Origin of the sequence: Novilysobacter selenitireducens (assembly GCF_020026895.1) — a bacterium.
GTDB lineage: Bacteria > Pseudomonadota > Gammaproteobacteria > Xanthomonadales > Xanthomonadaceae > Lysobacter_C > Lysobacter_C selenitireducens.
On record NZ_JAINZW010000003.1, the window covers coordinates 409730 to 420153 of the forward strand.

Annotated in this window: 11 protein-coding genes; 4 read left to right on the forward strand and 7 right to left on the reverse strand. The window is 70.1% G+C overall.

Annotation, left to right across the window (positions count from 1 at the left end; genetic code table 11):
- Position 1: 1 nt before the first annotated feature.
- Both tesB and K6753_RS09120 read right to left on the reverse strand, forming a co-directional pair.
- Complete coding sequence (gene tesB, locus K6753_RS09115; protein WP_223676127.1) at positions 2-934, reverse strand: acyl-CoA thioesterase II; 933 nt, start codon at positions 932-934, stop codon at positions 2-4.
- Positions 935-1000: 66 nt separating this feature from the next.
- The gene (locus K6753_RS09120) at positions 1001-1579 is read right to left on the reverse strand and encodes an N-acetylmuramoyl-L-alanine amidase (RefSeq protein ID WP_425492101.1); all 579 of its coding nucleotides are present in this window, start codon (positions 1577-1579) and stop codon (positions 1001-1003) included.
- 91 nt (positions 1580-1670) lie between these two features.
- Here K6753_RS09120 and K6753_RS09125 point away from each other — a divergent pair, with 91 nt between their 5' ends.
- From K6753_RS09125 to K6753_RS09140, 4 genes are all read left to right on the forward strand, one after another.
- Positions 1671-2129 (forward strand): MOSC domain-containing protein, encoded by a 459-nt coding sequence (locus tag K6753_RS09125; RefSeq protein ID WP_255591586.1) that lies wholly within the window; start codon positions 1671-1673, stop codon positions 2127-2129.
- Positions 2130-2192: 63 nt separating this feature from the next.
- Positions 2193-2717: an alpha/beta hydrolase gene (locus tag K6753_RS09130; protein ID WP_223676130.1), complete on the forward strand. Its 525-nt coding sequence runs from the start codon at positions 2193-2195 to the stop codon at positions 2715-2717.
- Between the two features lie 111 nt (positions 2718-2828).
- Positions 2829-5285: a bifunctional 23S rRNA (guanine(2069)-N(7))-methyltransferase RlmK/23S rRNA (guanine(2445)-N(2))-methyltransferase RlmL gene (rlmKL, locus tag K6753_RS09135; RefSeq protein WP_223676131.1), complete on the forward strand. Its 2457-nt coding sequence runs from the start codon at positions 2829-2831 to the stop codon at positions 5283-5285.
- Positions 5286-5425: 140 nt separating this feature from the next.
- Positions 5426-6280 carry a pirin family protein gene (locus tag K6753_RS09140; protein ID WP_223676132.1) on the forward strand — a complete coding sequence of 285 codons (855 nt, stop codon included), beginning with the start codon at positions 5426-5428 and terminating at the stop codon, positions 6278-6280.
- Between the two features lie 154 nt (positions 6281-6434).
- On the opposite strand, the gene K6753_RS09145 is transcribed toward K6753_RS09140, so the two are convergent.
- The 5 genes from K6753_RS09145 to K6753_RS09165 form a co-directional block, all read right to left on the reverse strand.
- Positions 6435-6890 carry a hypothetical protein gene (locus K6753_RS09145; protein ID WP_223676133.1) on the reverse strand — a complete coding sequence of 152 codons (456 nt, stop codon included), beginning with the start codon at positions 6888-6890 and terminating at the stop codon, positions 6435-6437.
- 136 nt (positions 6891-7026) lie between these two features.
- Complete coding sequence (locus K6753_RS09150; RefSeq protein ID WP_223676134.1) at positions 7027-7887, reverse strand: pirin family protein; 861 nt, start codon at positions 7885-7887, stop codon at positions 7027-7029.
- Between the two features lie 91 nt (positions 7888-7978).
- Positions 7979-8623 carry a deoxyribonuclease V gene (gene nfi, locus K6753_RS09155; protein ID WP_223676158.1) on the reverse strand — a complete coding sequence of 215 codons (645 nt, stop codon included), beginning with the start codon at positions 8621-8623 and terminating at the stop codon, positions 7979-7981.
- 29 nt (positions 8624-8652) lie between these two features.
- On the reverse strand, positions 8653-9180 hold the full coding sequence (locus K6753_RS09160; protein WP_223676135.1) for a SixA phosphatase family protein: 528 nt from the start codon (positions 9178-9180) through the stop codon (positions 8653-8655).
- A 733-nt stretch (positions 9181-9913) separates the two neighbouring features.
- Positions 9914-10219 carry a putative quinol monooxygenase gene (locus K6753_RS09165; protein ID WP_223676136.1) on the reverse strand — a complete coding sequence of 102 codons (306 nt, stop codon included), beginning with the start codon at positions 10217-10219 and terminating at the stop codon, positions 9914-9916.
- Positions 10220-10424 lie beyond the last annotated feature (205 nt).

A 10424-nucleotide genomic window follows, 5' to 3' on the forward strand; every position in this document is an offset into this window, starting at 1 on the left:
CTCAGTCCTTCGCCGGTACGTGCGCGGCAGCCTTGGCGTCCTCGACCACGCGGATCAGGCCTTCCTGCGCCGTGCTGGCGACCAGCCGGCCCTGGCGGTCGAAGATCTGCCCGCGCGCCAGCCCGCGCCCGCCCTGCGCGCTGGGGCTGTCGATCGAGTACAGCAGCCACTCATCGGCGCGGAACGGGCGGTGGAACCACAGCGCGTGGTCCAGCGAGGCCATCTGCACGTTGGGCTGGTAGTAGCTGATGCCGTGCGGGAACGTCGCCGTACCCAGCAGGTGGAAGTCGCTGGCGTAGGCCAGCAGCGCGCGGTGCAGCTCGGGCGCGTCGCCGACGCGCTCGCTCAGGCGGAACCAGACCTGCTGGTAGGGCGGGCGCTTGGGCGGCTTGAGTTCGTCGCGCGGGTAGACGTGGCGGAACTCGAACGGCCCCTGCCGCGACAGCCAGCGCTGGATCTTGGTGGGCAGCGTCGCCATCACCTTGTCGGGCACGGCGGGGGCGGGGTCGATGTCTTCCGGACCGGGCACCTCGGGCATCGACAGCTGGTGCTCGCCGCCGCCTTCCTCGCGCTGGAACGAAGCGGCGAGGAAGAAAATCGGCTGGCCGTGCTGGATCGCCGTCACCCGGCGCACCGAAAAACTGCCGCCATCGCGCGTTCGGTCGACCTGGTAGACGATCGGCGCCTCGATGTCGCCGGCCTTGAGGAAGTAGGCGTGCAGCGAGTGCGCGCCGCGCGGCGTGGTCATCGTCGCCTGCGCGGCCGACAGCGCCTGGCCCAGCACCTGCCCGCCGAACACGTACTTGGTCCCGATGTCGCGACTCTGGCCACGGAACAGGTTGTCCTCCAGCCGCTCCAGCGAGAGCAGTTGGACCAGCTCGTGGACGACCGGCTCGTGCAGGGGCAGTCCGGGCTCGGAGGGCGGTGGGGTCATGGGGTCGGAGGCAGCAAAGCGGGGCGCGCAGTATAGCGGCCGGTCCTTGCGCCCCCCGGCGCCGCCTCAGGGCTGCAGGCGCTGCAGCGGTACCGCGTCCAGCACCTGCCGCCACGGGAACAACGGGCCCGGGTCGCGCTTGCGGTGCACCTGCACGGAGGCATCGTCGGTGGCCTCGACCGTCGTCGTGTCCAGGTCCTCGTGCCCGGCAATGAAGCGCAGCGCCGGCAGGTCGGCACGCAGGCGTTGCAGCAGTGCGATGAGCGAGGCGATCTGGGCGTCGGTGTACGGCTCGTCCATCGCCTGGTGGCGCGAGTCCAGCCAGTTCGGGTAGCGCCCGGTGTTGACCAGCTCGATCCCGACCGAACGCGGGTTGTAGCCCCGTGTGTGGTGCGCGGTGCGGCCGGCCGACACGTACTGATGGAGGCTGCCGTCGCGGTCGACGTAGTAGTGGCCGCTGTTGCCGGTACCGGAGGCGGGGTAGAGCACCTCCTCGCCGAAACGGCGCGAGCGCGCCAGGTCCGGCACCTCGGTGCAGTGGATGACCACCAGGTCGACCTGCGAGACGGGCCGCGCGTCCAGCCGCGACTCGTACGGAAGCGGGTCGTAAAGCACGTCCACGGCGGGCGGCGGCAGGTCGGGCAGCATGGGGCCGGATGCTACCATCGCGCCCCGTCCCGCCCGCCCGGAGCCCCGCGTGAAGCTGCCGCCCGCCGACTCCGAACTGGGTCGCCTGATGGCGACGCTGCCGCGACCCGGACGGGTGGAATGGATCGGGGTGCGCCCCGCGCGCAACACGCCGATGCGGGAGGTGGCCGAGGTCGAAGCCGGCACCGGCGGCGGCCTGGTCGGCGACCGCTACCGCGGCGGCAGCGGCAAGCGCGGCGTGACGCTGATCCAGGCCGAGCACCTGCCCGTGATCGCGGCGCTGTCGGGCCACGCTTCGGTCGAGGCCTCGCTGTTGCGGCGCAACCTGGTGGTCTCCGGACTGCCGCTGATCGCGCTGAAAGGCCGTCGCTTCCGCATCGGCAATGTGCTGCTGGAAGGGACCGACGCCTGCGATCCGTGCTCGCGCATGGAAGAGGCGCTAGGTCCCGGCGGTTACAACGCGATGCGGGGGATGGGCGGGCTGTGCGCGCGCATCCTCGAGGGCGGGGCGATCCGCCTGGGCGACGCGGTCACCGCCGAGTCCTGACGTTCCTGCACTCCGAAAGCACACCTGCCCGCGACTCCGGGCGCAACACGACCCGGTCACCACATGCGCGGACACTGCATCCTCTCCCACGGTTTCGAAAGCGGACCCGACGCCACCAAGGTCACCGCCCTGGCCGAAGTCGCGCAGCGCCTGGGCTGGACCCACGAGCGCCCCGACTACACCGACCTTGACGCGATGCGCGAGGTCAGCGAGCTGGGCGACGTCGCCGCCCGCCGTCAGCGCCTGCTTGAGCGCGCCCGCGAGGCTGCCGCGCGCGGCCCGCTGGTGCTGGCCGGTTCGAGCCTGGGTGCCTTCATCTCCGGGCTGGTGTCGCTGCAGGTGCCGGTCGCCGGCCTGTTCCTGATGGCGCCGCCGATCCGACTGCACGAAGCCCATCCGCTGGACGCCGCGCGCGTGCCGACCGCGATCATCCACGGTTGGCACGACGAGCTGATCCCGGCCGACCACGTCGTCGACTGGGCGCGTACCCGCAACGCCCGCCTGCACCTGGTCGACGATAGCCACCGCCTCTCCGCCCACGTCGACGCCAGCGCCGACGCGTTCGCAGCGTTGCTCGCGACGCTGTGAACCCGGGACAGCCTGTCCCGCACCGGGGATGGGCGAGCGGTCGATGAAACGACGCCGCTCCAAGGTCGTACCCGTTCCATCCGCCCACGAACCGACTTCCGGAAATCCCCAGTGAAATTCTTCGCCAGCTGCGGCAAAGGCCTCGAATACCTCCTCGCCGACGAGCTGGTCGCCCTTGGCTGCGCGCGCGCCACGGCCACCGTCAGCGGCGTCAATGTCGAAGGCACGCTGGCCGACGCCCAGCGCGCGGTGATGGGGTCGCGGCTGGCGTCGCGCGTGCTGTGGCCGCTCACCGAGTTCGAGTGCGCCGACGAGCTTGCGCTGTACACCGGGGCAGCGGCGCTGCCATGGGCCGACCACCTGGCGCCGCACCACACACTCGCTGTCGACGCGCACGTGTCCGGCACCGGCATCACCCACGCGCGCTTCGCCGCGCAGCGGGTCAAGGACGCGGTCGTCGACGTCATGCGCGCCCAGACCGGAAGCCGACCCGATGTCGACCTCGACGCGCCCGACCTGCGTCTCAACCTCGTGGTGCGCAAGGGTCGCGCGATCCTGTCGGTCGACCTCGGTAGCGGCCCGCTGCATCGCCGCGGCTGGCGGCAGAAACAGGGCGAGGCGCCGCTCAAGGAAACCCTGGCTGCGGCCGTGCTCCTGCGTGGCCGCTGGCCACAGGTGTACGCCGACGGCGGCGCACTGCTGGACCCGATGTGCGGCAGCGGCACGCTGCTGATCGAAGGCGCGCTGATGGCCGCCGACGTGGCCCCCGGCCTGCAGCGCCACGGCGAACGACCGCCGACGCGCTGGCGAGGTTTCGACGCGCCGGCCTGGGACCTGCTGGTCATCCAGGCCCGGGGCCGCGAGCGCGTGGGCATGGCCGCGTTGCGTCCGGCATTTACCGGCCGCGACCTCGACCCCCACGCCATTCGCGCCGCGCAGGACAATGCGGTGATGGCGGGGCTCGCGGGTGTCATCGACTGGCAGGTGGGCGATGTTGCGACGCTGGGCGCCCCCGCGCTTGCGTCGCCCTCCCGAAGCCGTCATTCCCGCGAAGGCGGGGAACCATGGACGTTGGAAGGTCGCAACGAGGACGTCACTGCGGACACCTCGGCCCTCCCAAACCGTCATTCCCGCGAAGGCGGGAACCCAGTGACGTTGGAAAACCCCGGCGGCGACGTCGCTGCGGGCAAGGCAAACAGCCCATGGGCACGTGCGAAGGAAAACGCAGAAGCGACGTCCATGGATTCCCGCCTTCGCGGGAATGACGATCAAGAGCAACAACCCAGCCGGCCCGAACCTGCAGGCGCCACCCCCGGCCTCGTCGTCAGCAACCCCCCCTACGACGCGCGCCTTGCCGCCGACCCCGCGCTCTACCGCGCCCTCGGCGACGCCCTGCGCCGCGCCGTGCCCGACTGGCGCGCCAGCCTGCTGTGCGGCGATGCCGAACTGGCCCGCGCCACCGGCCTGCGCGCCGGCAAGCGCTACCAGATCTTCAACGGCGCGCTGGAGTGCACGCTGATCGTGTGCGACCCGATCGCCCCGGCCCGCCGCGAGGGTGCAGACAGCGGAGACAGCACGCAAGCGGCGCCGACCCTCAGCGACGGCGCGCAGATGGTCGCCAACCGCCTGCGCCGCAACCTGCGCAAGCTCAAGGCGTGGCGCCAGCGCGAGGGCGTCACCTGCTACCGCGCCTACGATGCCGACCTGCCCGAATACTCGGCCGCCATCGACATCTACCAGCCTGCCGACGGCAATGAGTCCGATGCCTGGCTGCACGTGCAGGAGTACGCCGCGCCCGCCACGGTGCCGGAGGCCGATCAGCGCCGCCGCCTGGGCGAGCTCACTGCGGCCGCGCGCGAGGTATTCGCCGTTCCGCGCGAGCGTGTCGCGCTCAAGACCCGTGCCCGCGGAAAGGGCGGCAGCAAGTACGCGGATGTCGGCGGCGCGCGCACCGGGCAGGGCATGCTGGTGGTCCGCGAGGGCGACGTGCGCCTGCGCGTCAACCTGTTCGACTACCTCGACACGGGCCTGTTCCTCGACCACCGGCCGCTGCGCCTGCGTATTGCAGAAGAAGCCGAAGACACCCGCTTCCTCAACCTGTTCGGCTACGCCGGCGCAGCCACCGTACACGCGGCCGCCGGGCGCGCGCGGCAGACCACCACTGTGGACCTGTCGGCGACCTACCTGCAGTGGTGTGCCGACAACCTGCAGGAGAACGGGTTCGGTGGCGCCCGCCATCGGCTGGTGCAGGCCGACGCGCTGGCATGGCTGCAGGCCGACACGGCCGAGTACGACCTGGTGTTCTGCGATCCGCCGACGTTCTCCAACTCCAAGCGCGCCGACGACTTCGACATCCAGGCCGCGCACGTGCCGTTGCTGCGTGCCGCCGTGGCCCGCCTGGCGCGCGACGGCGTGCTGTACTTCTCCAACAATTTCCGTCGCTTCAAGCTGGACGAGGCGGCCGTGTCGGAATTCGCGCACATCGAGGACATCTCGGCATCGACGATCCCGCCGGACTTCGAGCGCAACCCGCGCATCCACCGCTGCTGGCGGTTGACCCGGCGGTAACAGGGCACGGCGCATGTTTCAACCCGGCCGTTGCCGGGATGGAACAGTGGTTTGCAGCGCACCGGCTGGCGCTGCTGCGCGGTGGCACCATCCTTGGAGCCGGCGCCGACGTGGCGCCCCGACCTGACCGGAGCCCGCCGATGAACGCGATTGCCCCAGCCGCCCGCATCACCCGCACCGTCCGCGGCATGCCCGCGTCCGACGGCGCGGGCGTCAAGCTCACCCGCGTGATCGGCAGCCCGCAGTTGCCCGATCTCGACCCGTTCCTGCTGCTGGACGAGTTCGGCACCGACCGGCCCGAAGACTACCTGGCGGGCTTTCCCGAGCACCCGCACCGCGGCTTCGAGACCGTGACCTACATGCTGGACGGCCGCATGCGGCACAAGGACAACCACGGCAACGAGGGCGTGCTGGTGCCCGGCAGCGTGCAGTGGATGACCGCCGGGCGCGGGCTGGTGCACTCGGAGATGCCCGAGCAGGAGGAAGGCCGCATGCGCGGCTTCCAGCTGTGGGTGAACCTGCCGGGGCGGGAGAAGATGACCGCGCCGCGCTACCAGGAGTTCGCGCCCGACCGCATCCCGCAGGTCGAGCCCGCGCCCGGTGTGTCGGTGAAGGTGATCGCCGGCACCGTCGGCGACGCCGCCGGCCCGATCGCGCAGCCGGCGACGGAGCCGCTGTATCTGGATATCGCGCTGGAGCGTGGGGCAGCGTGGGAGTACGCGCTACCGGCCGGACACAACGTGTTCGCCTATGCCTATGAAGGCGAGGTCGCGGTAGGCGAGGGCGAGGATGCGCGCGCGCTGCCGGCGCAGACGCTGGCGGTGCTGGGCGGTGGCGATCGCCTCGTGCTGCGCGCCGGCGACGACGGAGCGCGCGTCATCCTGGTCGCAGGCCGTCCCCTGCGCGAGCCTGTCGCACGCCATGGCCCCTTCGTCATGAACACCCGGCAGGAGCTGATGCAGGCGTTCGTGGACTTCCAGGAAGGCCGGTTCTAGTGCCAATACGTCCCAGGCCGTCGTCCGGGCGAAAGCGCCGGACCCGTCCTGGAAGTGATGGCCCTTTCGTCCCGCGCGCGGCCCGCGCCACCGAAAGAAAAAGGGCCATGTCCGACGACATGGCCCGTCTGTTCTCTGGCACCAGGCTGGCGGCTTACTGACCCGAAGCCACCTGCGTATCGCGAGGCGCCCCGAACCGCAGCCCTTCAGCCTGCCCGAAGGCCGCTCGCAGGTCCTGCGCCGATTTCGCCTGCAGCCAGATATGCGCCACGCGGCCATCCGGCAGTTCCACCAGCGTCTCGCGCGCTTCCACGCCCGGCTTGAGGGCCAGCTCGGCGCGGTACCACTGCACCTCACGGCCGTCGATCCGCCCCGTTTCTTCACGGTTGCTGCGGTTGGGCTCGAACGGCGAGTCGCGCCCGATCACCATCCCGAACGCCTCGGTGCCGTCCTCGCGCAGTGCGCGACAGAACTCCGAATCGCCTGCGGCCTGGTGCTGCCATGCCAGGCCCGAGTCGACCGGCAATTGCGGGCACGCATTCGGGTCCTGGGCCTGTGCCTGCGCCGCGACCCCGAGCAGCAGCAGGAACGGCAAGCTTCGTGCCGACATCTTCATCGATTTCCCCCTGGGTTGTTCCACATCTTCACGTGCATTGCACACGTGTTGCAGGTGCAACATAGTCCAGTCGCGGGGGATTGACAAATGGTCCCGATTCAGTTTCCGGAGAAACCGACGAGCGGTCGCGCTATCGCTCCGGCAGCGGGATGAACTCGTCGTCCCCCGGCACGTGGCCGAACCGGCCCGCCACCCAGTCCTCCTTGGCCTGCTCGATGCGCTCCTTCGAGCTGGACACGAAGTTCCACCACAGGTGTCGCGGCCCATCCAGCGGCTCGCCGCCCAGCAGCATCGCCTTGACCGGCGTCAGCGCCCGCAGCCGCGGCCGGCCGCCTTCGTCCAGCAGCACCAGGTGCTTCTCCGGCAGGTCGGCACCGTCCAGCTGCGCCTGGCCTTCCAGCACGTAGAGCGCCCGTTCGCGATGGCTGTCGTCGATGGCCAGTTCCGCGCCCGGCGCCAGGTCGATCGCCACGTACAGCGTGTCGGCGAACACGGCCACCGGCGACTCCTCGCCATAGCCGCGACCGGCTACGACACGCAGCCATGCGCCATCGCGGCGCTGCTGCGGAATCGTCGCGGAAGGGTGGTGATGGAACGCCGGCGCGGCTTCCTCGACGCTGCGCGGCAGGGCCACCCAGGTCTGCATCCCGTGCAGCGGGTGCGACCCTGCACGCAGGGTGTCCGGCGTGCGCTCGGAATGGGCGATGCCGCGCCCGGCCGTCATCCAGTTGACGTCGCCGGTGGTGATGTCCTGCAGGCTGCCCAGCGTGTCGCGATGGCGGATGGTGCCCGACCAAAGGTAGGTCACTGTCGCCAGGCCGATGTGCGGGTGCGGGCGTACGTCGATGCCGGTGCCGGGTTCGAACACCGCCGGGCCCATGTGGTCAACGAACACGAACGGCCCGACGCTGCGTGCCTGGATCGAGGGGACGGCGCGGCGGACTTCGAAGCCGCCGATGTCATGCACGCGCGGGGCGATCACGGTGGTCACGGGCGGCTCCGGAAGTCTCGGGGCCGCCAGACTGCCACGCCTGCGCTTGGCGGCGGGCTACATCGCGGCGACGCTGCGTTGCGTCGTTGGCTCAGGCACGGCTCGCGGCGTCGCGACGCGACGCCAGGCGATCGGCCAGGCGCGTGGGCTCGGGCAGGCGGTAGCCGGCCAGCCGTACCAATACCTGCTCGAACGCGGTCTCGTGGCTGACGCGATGGCCCGGCGACACGATCAGCGGCCGGCAACGCAGTTTGCTGCGCAGCACCGTGCCGATGCGCTGCCCTTTGTAGAGCAACGGGGTGCGATCGCCCGGCATCGGGCCGGGCTCCTCGAACTCGCCCACCAGCACCTTCTTGGCGACACCGATCACCGGCAGACCGGTTTCCACGCCGATGTGTGCGGCCACGCCCAGCCCGCGGGGATGCGCCACGCCATGCCCGTCGACAAACACCAGGTCCGGCGTCGACGACAGCATCGCCAGTGCTTCAACCAGCGCCGGCAGCTCGCGGAAGCTGAGGAAGCCCGGGATGTAGGGCATGCGCGTTTCGATCCGCGCGACATGCTGCTCGATGACGCTTCCAGTGCGCGCGTCGATCAGCACCGCCGCCGCGCGCGTGGTGGCACCGCCGTCCTCGAAGCCGACATCCAGCCCGGCAATGCGCCGCAGCGGGCAGGGCAGTGCGTCATGCAGCGATACGCGCGCAGCCAGTTCGACCTGCTGCTCGCGCAGCGCCATCGTGTCGCCGGTCCAGGCGGGCAGGGGCCTCACGGCGGATTCGACACGTCCAGCGTGGCACTGCCTTCGGCGCTGACCGTCACCACCATGCGGCGGCCGTACTCGGTTTCCGGCATTGGTGCCACCACGCAGCGGCACAACGCCGCGGCAATGTCCGGGGCGGTGTTGCTGTGGCCCACCACCAGTACCGTGCCGTCGACGTGCCGGCTCCGGAGCGCGTCCGCGAATTGCGCCGCGGGCTGCTTCGCATCGTAGGTCGTGATCGTCAGGCCCTTGCGTGCCGCGGCTGGCGCGGCCGTCTGCTGGGTGCGCCGGTAGCCGGTCGCGTAGACCGCCGCCAGCGGCCGCCCATCCAGCCAGCCCGCCAGCGCCTGGGCCCGCGCCAGTCCCGCCGCGGTGAGTGGCGGGTCATCGGGCTCGCTGGTCTTTTCGGCATGCCGGACAACCACGAACGTCGCCCCACCGGGCAGCGCACCGGGCCCGCCGTGGGCGCACGCGGCCGCGAGCACGGCAAACGCCAGGGTGGCAACACAGGTCCGCAGCAGGGGTGTCCGCATGGCAGGTCCGCAGGGCGAGGGGCCGCCATCCTGCCATGCCCGGCAGTGTCTATCGCGGCAACCACCAGCACGCAGGGTGTCCGTGGAAAATGCGGCCAGTGAGTCGCCCCGCGCCACGGGTGCACCCCAAAGGCGCAGCCATGCCACTCCAAGGGCCATCCGCCTCCAGGCAAGTGGCAATGCCGCCGCTTGAAAGGTCAGCGTCGCCACCTCAAGTGGCGGCGGTGGCGAAAAAAGCGGCATCGTTGCCGCTTAAAGTCGCGGCGATGCCCTCGGCACAGGCGCGCGAGGCGCCCGGAGCGCCGTGCATGCCGCCAAACGCGCCACCGGTGCCAACGGGAACGCCGGCGCTGCACCGGAGCGGGCCTAGCGTTCCGCTCAGAGCGTCACCGATGCCGCGTTGAGCGCCACGCGTACCCTTGCGAACGGGACCCGAGCCATTGGAAGCGCCATGAATGCGCCTGAAATGGGCTGCGCAACAGTAGAGACGTACAGCCAACGCGGTGTTGGCCGAGTGACTGGGAGCTTCCCGAAGAAGAGCCGCCGGAGCCGGCGCCGGATGAGCGGCGATTCGCGGAAGGCGATGCGATCGCCGCCTAGAGCATCCGGTGGACAAGACGGTTGCTGAGTTAAGCCGCGCCGCGAAGCGACGTCGGCTTGGACGAATTGTTAGGCCTCATGCCCGCGGAATACAAAGCAAAAAAAACGGTCGGCTGGCGCGCCTGGCTAGGCTTCACGAACCAGGCAGTTTTGCAGCTAAAACGTCAACCTTCTCGATGGTCGGCGGCGCGGAAAAGAGGTCGCTAGCCTGGGCCATGAGGGCAGCGGCAACCTTGCCAGCAAGATGAGCCTGACGGCCCGCCTCGTCGGGAAAGGCGTCAAAAATGCCGAACGTGGATGGCCCGAGACGAATGCCGAACCATGCAGTAGTGGCAGGCTCCGCCTGAACCAGTGGAAGCCCACCTAGCAGAAACTGCTCTACTTCTCTCTCTTTCCCGGGCTTGGCTTCCAAGCGGACGAACAGCGCTACTTTCACCATGGCACGTCTCCTCTGGTTAGGAGCGACCACCATACGCCCCGCTCTGTGAAGCCCAATGGTCGCGACTGATCATATGAGGCCTAACGCCTGAGTTAAGCCGACTTGCGTAGCGTAGCCGACAACGTGGCAAGCTTTACCTGCCACGTTGTTGGTGTAGCGAAGCAAGTTCGGCTTGAACGAATTGTTAGGCCGCACTCTCGCGGAC